At 67.6% G+C, this 17,363-nt stretch carries 20 protein-coding genes; 2 read left to right on the forward strand and 18 right to left on the reverse strand.

All coding sequences use genetic code 11. From position 1 onward, the window contains the following. From G3N99_RS18275 to G3N99_RS18325, 11 genes are all read right to left on the reverse strand, one after another. The coding region (locus tag G3N99_RS18275) for an acyl-CoA dehydrogenase family protein (protein ID WP_206123106.1) at nt 1-354 on the reverse strand (354 nt) is incomplete at its 3' end. A gap of 35 nt (nt 355-389) precedes the next feature. Then, nucleotides 390-1,559 (reverse strand): acyl-CoA dehydrogenase family protein, encoded by a 1,170-nt coding sequence (locus G3N99_RS18280; RefSeq protein WP_206123107.1) that lies wholly within the window; start codon nt 1,557-1,559, stop codon nt 390-392. Continuing rightward, on the reverse strand, nt 1,556-2,371 hold the full coding sequence (locus G3N99_RS18285) for an enoyl-CoA hydratase family protein (protein ID WP_174940810.1): 816 nt from the start codon (nt 2,369-2,371) through the stop codon (nt 1,556-1,558). Before G3N99_RS18285 ends, G3N99_RS18280 begins: the two co-directional genes overlap by 4 nt. Before the next feature lie 19 nt (nt 2,372-2,390). Continuing rightward, complete coding sequence (locus G3N99_RS18290; RefSeq protein ID WP_174940808.1) at nt 2,391-3,479, reverse strand: nitronate monooxygenase; 1,089 nt, start codon at nt 3,477-3,479, stop codon at nt 2,391-2,393. Then, complete coding sequence (locus G3N99_RS18295) at nt 3,476-4,402, reverse strand: enoyl-CoA hydratase (protein ID WP_174940806.1); 927 nt, start codon at nt 4,400-4,402, stop codon at nt 3,476-3,478. The genes G3N99_RS18290 and G3N99_RS18295 overlap by 4 nt, the downstream gene beginning before the upstream one ends. Before the next feature lie 8 nt (nt 4,403-4,410). After that, a complete protein-coding gene (locus G3N99_RS18300; protein ID WP_206123108.1) occupies nt 4,411-5,208 on the reverse strand; it encodes a ketoacid CoA transferase in 798 nt (265 codons plus the stop codon). A 10-nt stretch (nt 5,209-5,218) separates the two neighbouring features. Beyond that, nucleotides 5,219-6,112 (reverse strand): CoA transferase subunit A, encoded by an 894-nt coding sequence (locus tag G3N99_RS18305; protein ID WP_174940802.1) that lies wholly within the window; start codon nt 6,110-6,112, stop codon nt 5,219-5,221. Between the two features lie 9 nt (nt 6,113-6,121). Beyond that, a complete protein-coding gene (locus tag G3N99_RS18310) occupies nt 6,122-7,018 on the reverse strand; it encodes a VOC family protein (protein ID WP_206123109.1) in 897 nt (298 codons plus the stop codon). Between the two features lie 199 nt (nt 7,019-7,217). Beyond that, nucleotides 7,218-7,634 carry a type II toxin-antitoxin system VapC family toxin gene (locus G3N99_RS18315; RefSeq protein WP_244132305.1) on the reverse strand — a complete coding sequence of 139 codons (417 nt, stop codon included), beginning with the start codon at nt 7,632-7,634 and terminating at the stop codon, nt 7,218-7,220. Continuing rightward, entirely contained in the window at nt 7,621-7,857 is a 237-nt protein-coding gene (locus tag G3N99_RS18320) for a DNA-binding protein (RefSeq protein WP_039351245.1), read from the reverse strand. The genes G3N99_RS18315 and G3N99_RS18320 overlap by 14 nt, the downstream gene beginning before the upstream one ends. Before the next feature lie 395 nt (nt 7,858-8,252). After that, nucleotides 8,253-8,930: a hypothetical protein gene (locus tag G3N99_RS18325; RefSeq protein WP_174940797.1), complete on the reverse strand. Its 678-nt coding sequence runs from the start codon at nt 8,928-8,930 to the stop codon at nt 8,253-8,255. Between the two features lie 200 nt (nt 8,931-9,130). Here G3N99_RS18325 and G3N99_RS18330 point away from each other — a divergent pair, with 200 nt between their 5' ends. Continuing rightward, on the forward strand, nt 9,131-9,556 hold the full coding sequence (locus G3N99_RS18330; RefSeq protein ID WP_241011722.1) for a hypothetical protein: 426 nt from the start codon (nt 9,131-9,133) through the stop codon (nt 9,554-9,556). A gap of 4 nt (nt 9,557-9,560) precedes the next feature. Here G3N99_RS18330 and G3N99_RS18335 read toward each other — a convergent pair whose 3' ends face one another. Together G3N99_RS18335 and G3N99_RS18340 are read right to left on the reverse strand one after the other, a co-directional pair. Continuing rightward, on the reverse strand, nt 9,561-11,003 hold the full coding sequence (locus G3N99_RS18335) for a cytosine permease (RefSeq protein ID WP_206123110.1): 1,443 nt from the start codon (nt 11,001-11,003) through the stop codon (nt 9,561-9,563). Between the two features lie 89 nt (nt 11,004-11,092). After that, nucleotides 11,093-12,676, reverse strand: coding sequence for an amidohydrolase (locus G3N99_RS18340; RefSeq protein ID WP_206123111.1), 1,584 nt, complete (start codon nt 12,674-12,676; stop codon nt 11,093-11,095). A 117-nt stretch (nt 12,677-12,793) separates the two neighbouring features. Between G3N99_RS18340 and G3N99_RS18345 the strand changes: the two genes are divergently transcribed. After that, a complete protein-coding gene (locus G3N99_RS18345) occupies nt 12,794-13,681 on the forward strand; it encodes a LysR family transcriptional regulator (RefSeq protein WP_011355026.1) in 888 nt (295 codons plus the stop codon). A 66-nt stretch (nt 13,682-13,747) separates the two neighbouring features. Here the strand turns inward: G3N99_RS18345 and G3N99_RS18350 are convergent, their stop codons facing one another. The 5 genes from G3N99_RS18350 to G3N99_RS18370 form a co-directional block, all read right to left on the reverse strand. Then, nucleotides 13,748-14,056: a DUF1634 domain-containing protein gene (locus G3N99_RS18350; protein ID WP_174940789.1), complete on the reverse strand. Its 309-nt coding sequence runs from the start codon at nt 14,054-14,056 to the stop codon at nt 13,748-13,750. Continuing rightward, complete coding sequence (locus G3N99_RS18355; RefSeq protein WP_206123112.1) at nt 14,053-14,904, reverse strand: sulfite exporter TauE/SafE family protein; 852 nt, start codon at nt 14,902-14,904, stop codon at nt 14,053-14,055. The genes G3N99_RS18350 and G3N99_RS18355 overlap by 4 nt, the downstream gene beginning before the upstream one ends. 13 nt (nt 14,905-14,917) lie before the next feature. Beyond that, the gene (locus tag G3N99_RS18360; RefSeq protein ID WP_206123113.1) at nt 14,918-15,661 is read right to left on the reverse strand and encodes a GntR family transcriptional regulator; all 744 of its coding nucleotides are present in this window, start codon (nt 15,659-15,661) and stop codon (nt 14,918-14,920) included. A 61-nt stretch (nt 15,662-15,722) separates the two neighbouring features. Beyond that, nucleotides 15,723-16,496 carry an SDR family oxidoreductase gene (locus G3N99_RS18365; protein WP_174940783.1) on the reverse strand — a complete coding sequence of 258 codons (774 nt, stop codon included), beginning with the start codon at nt 16,494-16,496 and terminating at the stop codon, nt 15,723-15,725. A 32-nt stretch (nt 16,497-16,528) separates the two neighbouring features. Continuing rightward, nucleotides 16,529-17,363: AMP-binding protein (locus tag G3N99_RS18370; protein ID WP_206123114.1), on the reverse strand; the 835-nt coding region annotated here is incomplete at its 5' end.

The following is a 17,363-nucleotide window of genomic DNA, read 5'->3' on the forward strand; positions in this document are numbered from 1 at the left end:
TCGCCCTTCGGCGATGTCGCGCAGCAGCGCATCGCGCCAGTCGCTCGCCGGCAGCCGCGCCAGCACGCCGGCGGACACGAGCGCCGTGTCGAGCAGCGGCTCGGGGCTGCCGAAATAGCCGTAGGTCTGCGCGAGCAGCGCCCATTCCGCTTCGGTCAGGCCGAGGCCGCCATGCGCCTCGGGCACCGACACGGCGGTCAGCCCCTGCGACGCGAACAGCGCCCACAGGTCGTCCGACCGCCCGGTCGGCGTGGCCCAGAGCTCGCGGATCAGCTCGGGCGTCATCTCGGTCATCAGCAGGCGCTTCACGCTGTCCGCGAGCGCTTCCTGGTCTTCATCGAATACGAAATCCATACGATGTCCGTTCAGTAAGGGTGGCGCCGGCGCGCTTACGCGCGCGGCATGCCGAGCATCCGTTCGGCGACGATGTTGCGCTGGATCTCGTTGGTGCCCGCATAGATCGTGCCGGCCTGGGCGAACAGGAAACCGTCGAGCCAGTGGCCGAGCGTCGCGTGCTGCGCGGCCGTCTGCGGGACGACCTCGCCGTGCGCGCCGAGGATGTCGAGCGCGGCCTGGTGCATGCGCAAATCGAGCTCCGACCAGAACACCTTGTTGGTGCTCGACTCCGCGCCGATATGGCCGCCTTTCAGCAGCCGGCTCGCGGTCGCGTAGGTCGACAGCGCATACGCCTGCGCATCCATCCAAGCCTGCACCACGCGCTCGCGCAGCGTCGGGTCGCGGTCGGCGCTGTCGCGATGGGCGAGATACAGGTCGCGCAGCGCCTGTGCGGTGCGCTGGAACCGTGCCGGCGAACGCAGCATCAGCCCGCGCTCGAACCCGGCCGTCGCCATCGCGACCTGCCAGCCCGCGCCTTCGGCCGCGAGCCGGTTCTCGACCGGCACGCGCACGTCGTCGAAGAAGATTTCCGCGAAACCCGTCTGCCCGTTGAGCTGGCGGATCGGCCGCACCGTGATGCCCGGCGCGGACAGCGGCACCATCAGGAACGTGAGCCCGTGGTGACGCGACGATTCGGGATCGCTGCGGAACAGGCCGAACAGCCAGTCGGCCCACACCGCGCGCGTCGACCAGATCTTCTGGCCGTTCAGCACGTATTCGTCGCCGATGCGGGCGGCCGTCGTGCGGATCGCGGCCATGTCCGAGCCAGCGTTCGGCTCCGACCAGCCCTGCGCCCACACGTGCTCGCCGGCCGCCATCGCGGGCAGGAAGCGCGCCTTCTGCTCCGCCGTGCCGAAATCCATCAGCGTCGGGCCGAGCAGGAAGATGCCGTTCTGGTTCACGCGCATCGGTGCATCGGCGCGCCAGTACTCTTCCTCGAAGATCAGCCACTCGATCAGGTCGCAGCCGCGCCCGCCGAGTTCGCGCGGCCACGTGACCATGCTCCAGCGGCCCGAATGCAGCGTGCGCTCCCATTCGCGATGCGCGGCGAAGCCTTCCTCGGTGTCGAAGCTCGGCAAGCGCTCGCGCGGCACGTGCGTGGCGAGCCATTCGCGGATCTCCGCGCGGAACGCCTGTTGCTGCGGCGTATAGGTCAGGTTCATGCGCGTGCCTCCTCGGCGGTTGCCTGCGCATCGAACCGCGCATCGCGCTTCTCGACGAACGCGGCGCGCGCTTCCGTCGAGTCGTTCGTCATGTACGCCTGCAGCGTGAAACCCTGCTCCCAGCGGTACTTGTCCTCGAGATCGCCGTCCTCGACGCCGTTCAGCGCCTCTTTCGCGAGCCGCACCATCGCCGGGCTCTTCTCCGCGATCTTGCGGGCGATCGCGAGCGCCGCGTCGCGCAGCGTGTCGCGCGTCACGACCTGCTCGACCGCGCCGAGCCGATACGCTTCGGCCGCGTCGATCATGTCGCCGGTGAAGTACATCGCGCGCACCTTCTGCACGCCGAACAGCCGCTGCAGATGCGCGCCGCCGCCCATCGCGCCGCGATCGATCTCGGGCACGCCGAAGCGCGCGCAGTCGGCCGCGACGACGATGTCCGCCGCGCCGCAGATGCCGATCCCGCCGCCGAGCACGAAGCCGTGCACGGCCGCGATCACCGGCTTCGGGTTGCGGTGCACCGCGCGGAACGTCTCGTAGTTACCGGCGTTGACCGCCACGATCCGCTCCGGATGCGCGGCCAGTTCCTTGATGTCGACGCCCGCGCAGAAGCCGCGCCCTTCACCGCGCACGACGATCACGCGGATGTCGTCGTCTTCGCCGAGTGCGTCGAGCGCACGGGAAAGTGCGTGCCAGCCCTGCGCGTCGAGCGCGTTCACGGGCGGATGGGCGATCACCAGTTCGGCGATGCCGTCTGCGCGATCGATCCGGAACGGCATCGCGCCGGCCGGTTGATTGGATGCTGTCATCTCCATTGCCTCCCTGTGATGTTTTTCATGCGGCCTGCGCCGCTGCCGCGCCGCGCAGCGCGGCCAGTGCGTCAATCCGCTCGCCGGCTTCCGCGACGATCCGCGCGATCAACGCGTCGCACGATTCGATCGCGCCGATCATCGCGGCCGCCTGGCCGCTCGGCAGCACGCCTTCATCCGGGCGGCCCTCGACGATCGCGCGCTGGATCAGGAACGGTGCGTTCGCGGCCATCAGCGTCTGGCTCGCGGTGTAGTCATGCGAGCGCAGCGCCTTGATCGCGAGGCCGAGCATGTCGCCCGTGCTCAGGCCGTTCTGGCGGCGCCATGCTTCGGCGGTCTTCAATGCGAACCACGTGCGGCGCAGCGGGCCGAAGCGTTCAAGCTTCAGCAGGTACGGGTTGTCGATCATCCGTTGCGGCAGCCCGTCAAGCGCGTCCGACACGCGGATGCGCGCCGGGTCGCCCACCGCGACATAGCGCTCGAGCGTCTCGCGCGGCACCGGCGATTCGGCGCTCATCAGGAAGCGCGTGCCCATCGCGATGCCGGCCGCGCCGTACGCGAGCGCAGCGGCCAGCCCGCGCCCGTCGAAGAACCCGCCGGCCGCGACCACCGGCACGCGCACCGCATCGAGCACCTTCGGCAGCAGCAGCGTGGTCGGCACCGAGCCCGTGTGGCCGCCGCCCTCCGCACCCTGCACGGTGACGATGTCCGCGCCGAGTTCGACCGCTTTCGCCGCATGCTTCGGCGCGCCGACCGTCGGCATGCAGACGATGCCGGCATCCTTGAAGCGGCGGATCGTCTTCGCATCAGGCCCACGGCCGTAGCTCACCGCGCGCAGCCGGTGCTTGATCGCCAGCTCGACGACCTGCTGCGCGTTCTTCTGGAACATGTGGAAATTGATGCCGAACGGCTGGTCCGTCAGCGACTTCACTTTCAGGATCTCGGCCTCGACCTGCTCGGGTTCGAGCGTCGCGCCGGCCAGGAAGCCGAAGCCGCCGGCGTTGCTGGTGGCCGCGACGAGCCGTGCATCGGCCACCCAGCCCATCGCGGTCTGCACGATCGGGTAACGGCAGCCGAGCAGGTCGCACAAAGGCGTATGCAGCGTCGTGCTCATGCGGCGGCTCCGTTGACGGCGACCGGTGCCTGCGCCTGCGCGTCGCTGCGGTCCGCGCCGTTCGGCTGGCGCTGCGAGCTGGCCATGCTGCGCGCGTCGTAGCCGCCGAGGCGATCGCCGCTCACCAGCTCGTTGTGCGCATGCGCGAAGTGATGCCATGCGAACGCCGCATCCATCGCCGCGCGCTTGCCCTGCAGTTCCTCGACGTGATTCAGCGCCTGCTTGGTCAGCGTGAGCCCGAGGCGCGGCATCGTCGCGATCTTCGCGGCGATCGCGTAGGTCGCATCGCGCAGCCGCTCGCGCGGCACCACGCGGTTGACCATCCCCATCTGGTACGCACGCTCCGCCGGCATCCGCTCGCCGAGGAACAGGAATTCCTTCGCGATGCGCGGGTTCAGCTCATACGCATGCGCAAAATACTCGACGCCCGGAATCCCCATCCGCACGACCGGATCGGCGAAGAACGCGTCCTCCGACGCGACGATCAGGTCGCACACCCACGCGAGCATCAGCCCGCCCGCGATGCATGCGCCCTGCACCATCGCGATCGTCGGCTTCGGCAAATCGCGCCAGCGCCGGCACATCCCGAGGTACACCTCCTGCTCGCGTGCGTAGAGGAATTCGCCGCCTTCCTTGTCGACGTGGTCGTACCACAGCGAGGCACGGTCGAACGACTCGTGGATGTCGCGGCCCGGCGTGCCGATGTCGTGGCCCGCCGAGAAATGCTTGCCGGCGCCCGCGAGCACGATCGCCTTCACCGCGTCGTCGTGCGCCGCGCGCCGGAACGCCGCGTCGAGCGCATACGTCATCTTCGAGTTCTGCGCGTTGTGATACTCGGGACGGTTCATCGTGATCGTCGCGATGCCATCCTCGACCGCGTAGTCGACGACACCGTCGCCGAAGGTCACCTGGGTCGCTTCCATGTCTGACCTCATCCCCGGCGCGGCGCCGGATTGTTGCGCACGATCGTCGCGCGCAGGTTGTGCGGATCGAGCGCGCGCACGATGCGCAGGTCTTCCGCGTTCGGCGGGGCCGTCGTGCCGAGATCGGGTGCGGCGATCAGCGGGAAGCCGGTCGCGTCCTGCACCTCGTCGAAGCTCACGCCCGGATGCAGCGAACGCACGCGGATCGCGTGGTCGGGCCCGCCGAAATCCATCACGCACAGATCGGTGACGATGCTGCGCAGGTCGACGAAGGTCTTCATCCCGGGCAGCCGGCGCGCCGGGTTGTAGCCGACCGTGCACACCATGTCGACTTCGCGCTCGACGAACGTGCGCTTGCCGTGGCCGCTGACGAAGAACGAGTTCGCGTGGTTCGTCGTGTTGCCGGGGAAGCCGCGTGCGCCGAGCAGTTGGGTTTTCGGGCGCGCGTAGTCGTCGCCGAGCCACGAGATGTTGGCCTGGCCGAAGCGGTCGATCTGCGTCGGCATCACCAGCGCATGGCGGCGGCCGTGCCACAGGCAGTCGAACACGCGCTCGTAGGTCATCCAGCCGCTCGCCTTCACGCGATAGCCGTCGGGGCGGGGCCCAAGCGGCACCGGCTCCTCGACGAGATACGCTTCGCCGTCGGTCAGCAACAGCCCGTTGTTGTACGCGAGCCGCGCGAGGCCGGCCGCGAGCCGCGGGCCCGTGCCGATGCCGGTCGCCAGCACTTCGCCGTCGTCGCGCCAGAGTCGCGCGGACGCGACGATCATCAGTTCCGCGAGGGAATGGTCGAGAGATTCGCTCACAGGCGCTCCTTTACAGAATCGGCAACGGCAGCGTCGTCACGTGCGACAGGCCGCCGACGCCTTCGAGGTACTGGCGTTCGTCCTGGCCGACCACGTCGCGCAGGTACGCCGTCGTTTTCGCGTCGTCTTCCGCACTGGCGCAGTACGCGCGCAGGTGCGGCAGGTCCCAGCCGTAGGCCGGCCCGCATGACGTCGGGTGTGCACCGCCCGGCGCATGCACGACGCCGCTGACGAGCGAGCGTTCGAACGGGTTGCGTTTGGCGGCGTCGAGGTCTTCGCTCGCGAGCGACGCGTCGACCGTTTCCGCCGACACGTAGCAACGCTGTGCGGCACGTGCCATCCATGCATCGAAGAACGGATCGGGGCCGTCGATGCGCGTGTTGCCCATCCGGTCGGCCGCGTTCACGTGCAGCAGTGCGACATCGAGTTCGAGCGCGGGCATCGCGAGCAGCGTCTCGCCGTCGTCGTACGGCGATTGCACGGTGCGCAGTTGCGGCGCGTGATCGAGCAGCGCGGTGCCGAGCCCGGCACGCGTCGGCAGGAACGGCAAGCGTGCGGCAGCCGCGCGCAGGCCGAGCTGCAGCATCCCTTCGTCGAGTTCGAGCACGTCGACGCGGCCCTGCTCGCGAGCCCGGCGGAAATGCGGTTCGAGCGGGATCACGTCGAGCGACACGAAGCCGAACACCACCTTGCGCACCTTGTTCGCCGCGCACAGGAGGCCGACATCGGCGCCGCCGTACGCGACGATCGTCAGGTCCTTCAGGTTCGAGCGCGCGATTTCGCGCACCAGCGCCATCGGCTTGCGCCGCGGCCCCCATCCGCCGATGCCGATCGTCATGCCGTCGGCGAGTTGCGCGACCACGTCGCGCGCGGACATCGTCTTGTCGAGAGGTTTCATCGTCATCGTGCTGGCTTACCGGTATCCGATGCTGAAATCGTGGCCCCACTGGCTCACCTTCGTGGCCTCGAACACCGCGTGCTTCGACCAGTCGACCGTGAGGCCGCCGAAGCCGTATTCGAGATCGAAGCCGCCGGGGGTCTTCATGTAGAAAGAGATCATCTGGTCGTTGCAGTGACGGCCGAGCGTCGCGGACATCTTCACGTCGTGCGCGGCCACGCGATCCAGCGCGCGCCCCACTTCGTCCATCGAATCGACTTCCGCCATCACGTGCACGCAGCCCGACGGCACGGCCATCTCGAACAGCGCGAGGCTGTGATGGCGCGCGTTGCGGCAGTGCATGAAGTGGATGCGCTTCTCGGGTTCCGCCGGATCGGGCGTGAACTTCACGCGATAGATGTCGGACAGCTCGAAGCCGAGCACGCCGCGCACGAATGCGTCGGTCGCGTCGAACTGCGGCGCGGGCAGCACCGCGTGGCCGAGCCCCATCTCGCCGGTGACGAAGTGCGAGACGCCCAGCGGCGACACGAAGCGGCGAAAGTCGCAGCGCGCGCCCCAGTACAGCTCGTGACGGTTGCCGGACGGGTCGGTGCACCACGCCATCGCCTGCACGCGGCGCAGCGCGGCTTCGTCGCGGGTGGCGCGCACCGGCTCGACGCCCGCACGCTGCAGCGCAGCAAGCGCGGCGTCGAACGCGGCGCCGTCGGGCAGTTCCCAGCCCGACGCGAAATAGCGGTCGGTCGAGCCGGGGACGATCACGTAGCGGAAATCGCGCTCGTCCATCTTCAGGTACAGCGCGCCGTCGGGCGCGTCGAGCGCCTGCATGCCCAGCACGTCTTCCGCGTAGCGGCGCCACGCATCGACGCGCGTCGCCTCGACGACGACATAGCCAAGCGCACGGACATCGATCATGTCGGCCTCCTCCTGGTTCAGAATCCGTTGTTCGTGAAAGGATTCTGGCCGGTCGGGGGTGGTGTTACATCGTCTGTTGGGACGAGAGGCGGCGGGGAATTCGAGCGGCGCGGGAAAGCGCGGAAGCCCGGCGGGACGGGCTATGCATGCGGGAGGAGACGGGGAACAGGTGTGGATTGCCGCAGCGCGGCAACCCGGGTCAGTCGAACGGGTTCAGCAGCCGGACGCCGGTGCGGGCGAAATCCGCGACATTCCGCGTGACCACCGTGAGATCGTTGATCAGCGCGGTGGCCGCGATCAGCTTGTCGAGCTCGTGCGTCGGATCGGGCACGCGCAAATGCCCCCACATCTGGCTGATCTCGATGTCGACCGGCAGGATGTTCGGCGCATAGCCGGACAGGATGGTCGCCATCCAGGCCTCGAGCGCCGACGCCTGAGGATGATCGCCGCGATGACGGATCAGATCGACGCCACGGCGAAGTTCAGCAACCGTCACGACGGACAGGTAAAGCGGGCTCGCATCGGCCGTGGCCTGCCTGAAGAACGCCCGCACGCCACGGTTGGTTCGCTTGCCCTTCCTGATTTCGCTGATGATATTCGTGTCAATCAAATACACGCCTGGCCTCGCCGGAATCCTGAACACGTTGAAAATCCGCGTCGTCGCCAACATCGGGCATGCTCATCAGCACTTGCGCAAATGTCTTTCGCTTCGGCCGGCCGAGCGCATCGGCCAGAATGGCCCGATGTTCGGCCTCGGCACTCCTGCCGTTAGCCGCAGCCTGCTCGCGCAGGCTCTGAACGATACTGTCATCCACGTTACGCACCAGTAGATTTGCCATGAGTTCCTCCATCCGGGTTTGATATCAATGATAGCGGCGCGACTGCGAATTGCAATCATTGCTATCATCGCCATTGACGGAAGGAGGACGGTGATTGGCGTCGGCGAACGGCAACGGGCCGCATGAATCCTCTCGGCATGCGCCGCTCGCCCGACGGGTCGAATTGCTGTCTGCAAGGTAAGCCGGATCGGAACGGCGGGAAAGATGGCCGATCGGCTATTCACCATCTCTTGTGGAGGCGCACGCAAACCGCAGCGACGCGGCGGCAATCACTGCCTCCGCGCGCAGTGCTCGCGTCGGCTGTCGGTCGGTCGTCTTGCCAACACCCGTTGCCACGCCCGTATCGGCGATGCCGGCATTGCCCTCCCCGGCACACGCGACGCCCGCCCAGCCACTCAGAACCGATACGAAATCCCGATCTGCAACACCGGGTACCACCGATAGCGCGACATCACCTGCCGCAGCGAATCCAGCCCGCTGGAGGCCAGGATCTGACTCTTCGCCGGCCCGGCCGCGGCTGCCAGTTCCGGCGACAGCGTGTACGAACATTTCGGTATCCCGTACGCCACGCCGAGATCGGCAACGAACCCCAGCCCCTTCGACGCCGGCCGATGCCCGTAGCCGATCCCGAAATACGGCATCACGGTCGGATAGCGCGCTTCCGCCACCGCGTACATCCCCGGCATCGCCGGATAGCGCTTGCCGCCGAACACATAGGTGCCGTTGGTCGGCACCGATACGCCGCGGAGATCGTCGTCGTTGAAGCGCAGGCCGAGCGTCGCCCGGAAGCCGCTGCCTCGCCATGGAAAGATGTCCGCGTACAGGCCGCCCTGACGCAGCTTCAGGTCGTCCTGATAGCGATTGCCAGCCACCGTGAAGTCATGCGAAAGATCGATCGCATTGAAGTCCGCATGCGCGCCCAGCATCGAATTGAAGCTCACGGCCGCGCCGATGCCGACGCCCTGCGTACCACCCTGCAGGTAGATCTCCTGCGCGTGTGCGCTCGCGGCGCACATCACCGCGACCGCTGCCCATTGGTTCACCGTCGTTTTCACGGGCGCCTCCCCCGACATGTGCCGGGCGCGCCTCGCCAACGCATGCGGCCTGCGCCGCCCTGCGCGATGCGAACCCCGGCACGACACCTTGCAAGCACGCTTGCTGTTCGACGGATCGGGAGCGCGTTGCCCCGTGCGCATGACCGATACGACATGCGCGGCAGGTACGCCGCTCCAGGCGGTGCCCGCAGCCCCGATCCGATTCCCCGTCTGTTTCGATGTCGTTGCGTGCCGCCGATGCGTTCGTCGTTGTTGCGTGTTTCGTTTGCACCGGCGGCACCGCGTCAACCGCAAAGCGCGTGCCATGCGGCGCAAACCAAAGCGGGACAAGCGTCATCGCAAAACACGGACGGTCACGCGGCTTGTCATCGGAGGAAATGTTTCAGGAACGCATCGTTATTCGGCAGACGAAGCCGGGACACGGAATCCGACGCGTCGCGCATCGAAGCGGCAATGCGTGTCGAACGAGGCAGGACGGCCGTCAACGCATGCGCGTCGTCGTTGCCGTCAAGGGCGTGCGGCGCAATACATCGACGAATGCGTTGCAAGGATGTGACCTCGCGCCCGTCGGGCGCGAGGTCGATGCGCGATCGCGCGTGGCGATGCAGGGTGAATACGGATGCCGGCGGATGCTGCCCGGCTAGCCACTCAAACGGACTCGTGTGCGCGGACCAGCGCCCTTTCCGCGTCGAGATCGAGCTTGCGGGACAACCGGTAGTACACGCCGCCCGACACGATCAACCCGACGAGCCACGCAATGTCGATCTCGTGCAGCCGCTGCGCGATGAAGCCGACGAACACCGCCTTGCCGGTGGACGGATCGAAGATGCTGAAGAACGGAATCATCGCGGCGAAGCCGATCAGGTAGGCGGCGATCCCGGTCGCCTGCCAGGCGCCGTAGATGCCATCGGGGCGGAAGAAATGCGGGATCACGTAATGGCCCTTGCGGACGAAGAAGTAGTCGACCAGGTTCACCGCCGTCCAGGGCACGAGGAAGTACAGCAGCGTCGTCAGGAACAGGTTCAGCAGGTTCAGGCCGCCGCCCTTCAGGAGCAGGATGCACACGGCAAGCAGCACGCTGATGGCGACGATCGTCGTCACGCGCGCACGGCGGCCCGGGGTCAGCGGCTTCAGGCAATCGGCGCCCGTCAGCACGGTCAGCGTCGCGCTGTACGTGTTCAACGCGATGATCGGCACGAACCCGACAACGGCCACGGTCACGAGCAGCGCGCCGAACCCGGGCGCCGCCGCGTTGCCGAGCCCATAGATCGCGGACAGCACGTTCGTCGCGGACAGCGACTGCGCGAGCGACGCGCCGAGCGCGATCATCCATGCACCGGACAGCGATGCGCCGACGAACACCGCCGCGATCAGCGGCTTGCGCCGCGTATCCGCCGGCAGGTAACGCGTGTAGTCCGACACGTACGGCGCGTAGCCGATGTTGTAGCTGGCCGATACCGCGAACTGCGTGACGAACGCGACCCAGTTGAAGCCGAGGTTCGGCATCGGTCTGCCCGCTTCACCGCCACCGGCGTGCATCATCGCAAGCACCGTCACGATCACGTAGACGGGCAGCGTCGCATACAGCGACCACTTGAACGCGCGGTGCATCGCGTCGTGCCCGTAGATCGCCAGCAGCGCGCCGATCGCGATGGCGACGAGGCCGACCGGCTTCGAGTCGTAGCCGAGAATGTTGTGCACGCCTTCGACGATCAGCGCGACGTTCACGACGTTGATGCCGAAGAACACGAACAATGCGGCCACCAGCGCGAGCACGACGCCGCGATAGCCGAACTGCGCACGCGACTGGATCATCTGCGGCAATCCCATCTCGGGCCCCTGCGAGCCGTGGAACGCCATGAACACCGTGCCGAACATGATGCCGAGCGCACCGGCGAGCGTCGTCCAGCCGGCCGACAGCCCCATCGCGGGGCCGACGAAACCGATCGAAACGGTCAGGAAGTGAAAATTGCCGACGAACCAGAACGGTCCCTGGTGACGGAGCTTCGCACTCCGTTCGTGTTTCGGCACATAGTCGATCGAGCGGCCTTCGATGGCCGACGGATGCGATGCCTGGGCGACATGTTCCATGTCTTGTCTCCTGCGACGGCCGCGTTGCCCGCGGCCGATCGGGTCATTGGAATCGTTCGAATGAATGCGTTGACGGATCGGGTGGCGCGTTACTCGTCGTCGCGGTACGGAATGGTCCATTCCTCGCCGCGCACGGTCGTCACGTACTCGGGCCAGCGATACTGGTGCGGCACGCGGAAATCGGCATCGAGCATCGGTGCTTCCCACGCGCGCCCGCCCACGCCGCCCTCCGTGCGCTGCGCGAATTCGTCCTGCGCCGCACGCAGCAGGTCGCGGTCCTCGAGCAGGTCGACGAGCGTCGCGCCGATCGTCTTCGACGCGCTGACGATCATCGGGTCGATCGTCTCGCGGATACCGCCGAGCGCATTGGCCACCCAGTCCGGATACACGAAGCCCTGCGGCGCCTTCAGCATCGGACGGGCCACGTAGAGCCGCACCGTCGGGCAATGCCACGTGTACTCGGTGTAGTCGTCGGAGGTCATGTACTTCTGCCACGACGGCATCTGCTTGCGCAGTGCGGCTTCGCAGTCCTCCGGATCGATCAGTTGCTCGGTCACCGGCAGAAACGGTTCGGCCATCGCGTCGATGCCGAGGTTGCGCTGGATCTCCTGCGCGATGCGGATCGCGTCGCCGTTCCAGCGCGGCGCGCCGGCGCGTTCCAGGTTCGCGTAGGTCGCTCGCGCGAGCGCATGGTTCGGCAGGCCGCCGCGCGACTTGCTGACCCACGTCTTCTTCCATTTGCAGTGCGTGGCTCGAGCGGCGGCTTCGGCGTTCTGGTCCATGACCTGGCTGATCGTCTCGGCCTGCTCGACCGAATCGGTGCGCACCATGAAGTTGATCTGTGCAACGTGCGGCGGCAGGTTGTCGGCGGTCGCCTGCCCCGCAACGAGGATCGCCTCGTTGAAGCTCCACAGCCCGGTGGCCGGCAGCATCGAACGGCGCAGCCCTTCGTTGAGCTGGTAGAAATGGAGCAGCGCGTCGTTCGCGCCCGGCGCGCGTGCGGCGAGGTGGTTCTGCGGAATCGGGCTCAGCTTGTCCGACGCAATCCAGTTCTGCGGATCGTCGCACGTGAAGGTGTAGATGTAGTTGTATCCCACCCCGCAATGCGTATCCCACACCGTCGTATTGCACAGCGGCAGCAGGTAGGTCGGATGGAAGCTGACCGCCGCGTCGAGGCCGTCGTAGTAGCCCTTTGCCGCGTGGATCGGCTTCGACGCGCGCAGCTTCTCCGCCGGCTCGCCGAAGAACTTCAGCGTGCCCTGCAGCCCGTGGCGCACCATCGCGTCCTTCGCGGCCAGCAGGCCGCCGAGTGCGCTGATGCCGAGCGCCGAATGCGGATCCGTGTGGCCCGGTGCAAAGCGCGACAGGTGGCCGCGCGGCTCGCGCCGCGTCGACGCGGCCTGGCAGTTGCCGGGCACCGCATCGTATTCCGCGTAGGTCGCGACCGTCGGGCCTTCGCCCTGCCGGAACGTCGCGACGAACGCCGTGGGCATGCCGCCGCTGCCGGCCTCGACGTCGAAGCCGGCCGCCCGGAGTTGCTCCACATACCAGGCGCTGGACTTGTACTCGCGGAACGCCGGTTCCGCGAAATGCCAGATCACCTGGTGCCAGTCGGACAGCTCGGTCGTGTGGCTGTCGATCCAGTCGAATACCGAACGCTGGGTTGCGCGCATCTCGTCTCCTTGGTTGTCGAATCGTTCGAATCGTTCGAATCGCTTTTCGCGACGCCATCCTACGGCCGACCTATCGAATGGCATAATTGACCGTAATCGAATTTATCGATAACTAACATGACGCTCGATCATCTCGCGATCTTCATCGCAATCGCCAAGCACGGCGGGTTGTCGGCCGCCGCGCGGCGGCTCGGCAAGGCGCAATCGACGGTAAGCACGGCGCTCGCCAATCTCGAAGCCGATCTCGGCGTTCGCCTGTTCGATCGGGATCTTCATCAAGTGTCACTGACGGCCGAGGGCGAGGTGCTGCTCGGCTTCGCGCAAGCCACGCTGAACGCGGCGGCGACGCTGGAACGCAAGGCGTACAGCCTGGCGGGCGGGCGCGGGCACCGGCTGCGGCTCGGCATCGATCCGATCCTGCCGCAGACGGCCGTCCATCTGCTGTGCCTGGAACTCGAGCAACGTTTTCCGGAGCTTCAGCTCGAACTGCTGCAGCCGAACAGTGCCGACGCAGCCGCGCTGCTGAAGCACGGCGCGCTCGACATCTGCATCGCGGCAACGGTCGAAGCGACGCCGGTCGAATTCGGCGCGACGACGCTCGGCCACGTGCAGTTCGTGCCGGTCGCGGCGCGCAGCCATCCGCTCGCGGCGCTGAAGGCCGTCAGCAATCGCGATCTCGCGCAGGTGCGCCAGCTGCGGGCGGCCGATCGCGATGCGGAAAGCGGCTCGGTGTTCGGGCGATACACCGAGATCATGTGGCACATCGAGAACCAGGCGCAGCTCGTCGACCTCGTGAAGAAGGGCCTCGGCTGGGCGTTCATCCCGGAGCACCTGCTCGCGGACGAAGGCAACGGCGAGCTGTACGTGCTGCCGCACGAATATCAGCGCTCCGCCTTCCTGAAGGCGGTCGATTTGCTGTGGAGCCTGCGCAGCCGGCAGACGGACGTCATCGCGTGGCTGAATGCAGATCTGGGGAAATTGCGGACGCTGTTCGCACTGCGCTGACGCGAGCGGCGCGGCGCCACCCGATCCATTCCGTGCAAGTACCGTCCTGGCGCGAGCGTCTACCGTTCAGGCGCGCACGCCGACGATCACGCCGGCGGCGATGATCGCCAGCACGAGCAGCGACAGCAGCGCATACGTCCGGTCCCGCTCGCGCACGAACAGCCCCAGCAGCAAGGCGACGCGCGCAACCGGCAACAGGATGAACAGCGCGACACCGGCTTTCGCGAACGCATGGCCGGCCGGTGCGAATGCGCTGCCGCCCGCCCCCAGCAGCATGCCGACCGCGATCAACCCGCACGCGCACACCGTGCCAACCCGCAGCAGCATCGCGACAGCCCGATCGCGGCGCTCGACGCCATCGACGATGCGCGTCATCCCGCACCGCCCGGCGCATGAACACCCAGCGCACTCAGGAACATGTCGATCGCGAGCAACAGCAGTACGACGACGAAAAAGACCCGCAGCTTGTCGGCCGGCAAGCGGATCAGCAGCCGCGCGCCGACGATCGCGCCGATCACTGAGCCGAGCGCGATCGGGCCGGCCAGACGGATGTCGATGTCGCCGCGCGCGAAATAGGCGCCCGCGCTCGCCGCGGCCGTCACGCCGATCATGAAATTCGACGTGGCCGACGACACCTTGATCGGCAGCCGCAGCGCGGTGTCCATCGCGGGAATCTTCAGCACACCGGAGCCGATGCCGAGCAGCGCGGAAATCAGGCCCGCGCCGACCATCAGCGCCATGCCGAACGGCACCCGCCCGACCTGATAGCCGATCTCCCGGCCGGATGCCGGATCGGGAAAGCTCGCGTGCAGACGGAGGGTGCTTGCCCAGCTCGCGGCATCGGGCGGCCCATCGGCGGGCGTTTCGTGACGCCGCGCCAGCATCTGCTTCGCGGACACGACGAGAATGACCGCGAACAACGCGTACAGGAAGGAAGTCGGCACGCGGCCGATCAACAGCACGCCGATGAGCGCGCCGAACGTGGTGGCCGTTTCGAGCACGATCGCGAGCCGGACGTTGACGAGCCGCCCCTTCAGGAACGATGCCGCGCCGCTGCACGAGCAGGCGATCACCGACACGATGCTCGCGCCGATCGCCGTCTGGATGCTCACGCCGAACAGCAGCGTGAGCAACGGCACGACGAAGATGCCGCTCGCCATCCCGAGCACGCCGCCGAGCGCGCTGGCGCCGAACGCGGCGACGAACAGCCACAGCGCTTGCATGCCGCCCGCCCCGTTACGAGCGCTCGCCCGCGCGCCGGCTCAGGCGCGTGACGAAGCGGATGAGGTCGCCGCGGTAATAGAGCTTTTCGAAATCCACCGGCTGGTGCGCGTGCGTATGCGACGTCCGTTCGATCAGGAAGACCGGGCTGCCGGGTGCAATCGCCAACGCCTGCGCGACTTCCGGCGGCGCCGCGACCGCTTCGAGCCGATACTCGGCGTCGACGAGCGGCACGTCGTAACGTTCCTCGAGCAACGAGAAAATCGGCTCGACCTCCAGATCGTGCGCGACGATCTTCTCGCCGAGCTCGCGCGGCAGGTAGGTTTCGTCGAAGGAGACCGCGACGCCGTCGGCCAGGCGCACGCGGCGGATTCGCATGACCGCGGTGCCCGGCGGCAGCGCAAGCTGCCGCGCAACGTCGACGCCGGCTTCGACGACCTCGCGGTCGACGAGCCGCGCCGTCGGCGTGCGCCCGAGCGCGTGCATGTCCTCGACGAAGCCGGTCAGCTCGGTCAGTTCCTGCGTGATCTTTGGTTCGGCGACGAACGTGCCTTTCCCGCGCCGGATTTCGACGAGGCCGCGCGCGACGAGGTTTTCGATCGCCTTGCGCACGGTCGTCCGGCTGACGCCGAACCGCTCGATCAGACGCTCCTCGGGAGGAAGCTGGCTGCCCGGCGGCAGCACGGACGTCGAAATTTCGAGGGCCAGAGCGGTCTCGACTTTCGTATAGAGCGGCGCGTTGCCGAGTTCGGAGTTCATGTAGACATCATGACGTCACGACGTCATGATGTCAAATCCCCCGGTGGTGCAGCCGGGACGGCTACAACCCATACCCACCCGAGACATTCAACTGCTGCCCGGTGATGTAATTGGCCCGGTCCGACGCCAGAAACACCGCCGCCCGCCCGACGTCGTGCGCCTTCCCCCAGCGCTTGAGCGCGAGCATCTTCTGCGTCTCGTCGATCCACGCCTGGTCGAACTGCCCCTGTTCGAGCAGCACCGGAAACATCCCGGCCTCGATCACGCCGACCAGGATCGAATTCGCGCGAATGTCGTAACGTCCCTCCTCGCGTGCCAGCCCCTTGACCAGCGCCTCGTTCGCCGCCTTCGGCGCGACCGACAGCCCGTCGCGGTCCGGCCAGCGCAGGTGCCCGGCCGACCCGAGCGTCACGAACGATCCGCCGCCCGACGCGCGGAAGTGCGGCAACGCCGCCTTCGCCGCCACGAAGAAGCCGACCGTCTCGACCTCGATCGCGCGGCGCCAGTCGTCATGCGTCATGTCGCCGATATGACGCTGGTTCACGAACGGCCCGGCCGCCCAGACGACCGTATGCACGCGGCCATGCGCATCGATCGCGGCTGCGAGCGCAGCGTCGACCTGCGCGGGATCGGTCACGTCCACGCAATGCGTGGTGGCTGCGACGCCTTCGCCGCGAATATCGCGCGCGACGCGCTCGGCCACGTCGGCCTTGCTGCGGTAGCCCACCGCGACCGGCACGCCGGCGCGCGCAAACTCGAGCGCGACACCCTGCCCGATCCCGCCGCTGCCGCCGAACACCAGCACCGCGCCTTGCGGAAACCCGTTGTCGTTCATGCGTTCATCCCGTTCGTGTGTCACGGCGGCGCTCAGGCCGCCGCCTCGGTCCCCGCCCGCAGGCGGTACTTCAGCACCTTGCCGGCCGCGCTCGTCGGCAGTTGCTCGACGAACGTGAAATGCCGCGGCACCTTGTAGTTCGCCATGTTGCGGCGGGCCCAGTCGTTCAGCTCGTCGGCGTCCGCGTGCGCGCCCGGCCGCAGCACGACATACGCGTGCCCGACTTCCCCGAGCCGCGTATCGGGCACGCCGACCAGCGCCACCTGCGCGATCGCCGGATGGGCGGCGAGCAGCCGCTCGATCTCGGCCGGATAGCAGTTGAAGCCGCCGACGATGAACATGTCCTTGATGCGGTCGGTGATCTTCAGGTTGCCGTTCGCATCGACGCAGCCGAGATCGCCCGTATGCAGCCAGCCATCGGCATCGACCGTCTCGCGCGTCGCGTCCGGCTGGTTGAAGTAGCCGCGCATCACGTTGTAGCCGCGCACCCAGATCTCGCCGGTCTCGTCCGGCCCGAGCGGTGCGCCGCCCGGCCCCGCGATGCGCAATTCGACATCCGGCATCGGCCGGCCCGACGTATAGGCAACCGTCTCCGCATCGTCGCCCTGACGGCACAGCGTCGCGAAGCCGCACGATTCGGTCAGCCCGTAGCCGGTCAGCACCGTCTCGAAGCCGAGCTCCGCGCGCATCCGCTCGATCAGGCTCGGCGCGATCGCCGCCGCGCCCGTCACCGCAATCCGCAGCGACGACAGGTCGCGCGTCGCGCGATCGGGGGCGTCGAGCAGCGCGTAGTACAGCGTCGGCGGTCCTGGCAGCACCGAAACACGGTCGTCGGCGACGCGCCGCAGCACGTCGGCCGGCTGGAAC

Origin of the sequence: Burkholderia sp. Ac-20392 (genome assembly GCF_017104585.1) — a bacterium.
Lineage (GTDB): Bacteria > Pseudomonadota > Gammaproteobacteria > Burkholderiales > Burkholderiaceae > Burkholderia > Burkholderia lata.

Bases quoted from the DNA above. Each gene is read 5' to 3' on its own strand.
- G3N99_RS18345 (WP_011355026.1), top strand. From the start codon at position 12,794: ATGACGCTCGATCATCTCGCGATCTTCATCGCAATCGCCAAGCACGGC.
- G3N99_RS18295 (WP_174940806.1), bottom strand. From the start codon at position 4,402: ATGGAAGCGACCCAGGTGACCTTCGGCGACGGTGTCGTCGACTACGCG.
- G3N99_RS18340 (WP_206123111.1), bottom strand. From the start codon at position 12,676: ATGCGCGCAACCCAGCGTTCGGTATTCGACTGGATCGACAGCCACACG.
- G3N99_RS18290 (WP_174940808.1), bottom strand. From the start codon at position 3,479: ATGAGCACGACGCTGCATACGCCTTTGTGCGACCTGCTCGGCTGCCGT.
- G3N99_RS18320 (WP_039351245.1), bottom strand. From the start codon at position 7,857: ATGGCAAATCTACTGGTGCGTAACGTGGATGACAGTATCGTTCAGAGC.
- G3N99_RS18325 (WP_174940797.1), bottom strand. From the start codon at position 8,930: ATGTCGGGGGAGGCGCCCGTGAAAACGACGGTGAACCAATGGGCAGCG.
- G3N99_RS18280 (WP_206123107.1), bottom strand. From the start codon at position 1,559: ATGAACCTGACCTATACGCCGCAGCAACAGGCGTTCCGCGCGGAGATC.
- G3N99_RS18335 (WP_206123110.1), bottom strand. From the start codon at position 11,003: ATGGAACATGTCGCCCAGGCATCGCATCCGTCGGCCATCGAAGGCCGC.
- G3N99_RS18355 (WP_206123112.1), bottom strand. From the start codon at position 14,904: ATGCAAGCGCTGTGGCTGTTCGTCGCCGCGTTCGGCGCCAGCGCGCTC.
- G3N99_RS18330 (WP_241011722.1), top strand. From the start codon at position 9,131: ATGTCGTTGCGTGCCGCCGATGCGTTCGTCGTTGTTGCGTGTTTCGTT.
- G3N99_RS18350 (WP_174940789.1), bottom strand. From the start codon at position 14,056: ATGACGCGCATCGTCGATGGCGTCGAGCGCCGCGATCGGGCTGTCGCG.
- G3N99_RS18360 (WP_206123113.1), bottom strand. From the start codon at position 15,661: ATGAACTCCGAACTCGGCAACGCGCCGCTCTATACGAAAGTCGAGACC.
- G3N99_RS18305 (WP_174940802.1), bottom strand. From the start codon at position 6,112: ATGACGATGAAACCTCTCGACAAGACGATGTCCGCGCGCGACGTGGTC.
- G3N99_RS18310 (WP_206123109.1), bottom strand. From the start codon at position 7,018: ATGATCGATGTCCGTGCGCTTGGCTATGTCGTCGTCGAGGCGACGCGC.
- G3N99_RS18285 (WP_174940810.1), bottom strand. From the start codon at position 2,371: ATGGAGATGACAGCATCCAATCAACCGGCCGGCGCGATGCCGTTCCGG.
- G3N99_RS18365 (WP_174940783.1), bottom strand. From the start codon at position 16,496: ATGAACGACAACGGGTTTCCGCAAGGCGCGGTGCTGGTGTTCGGCGGC.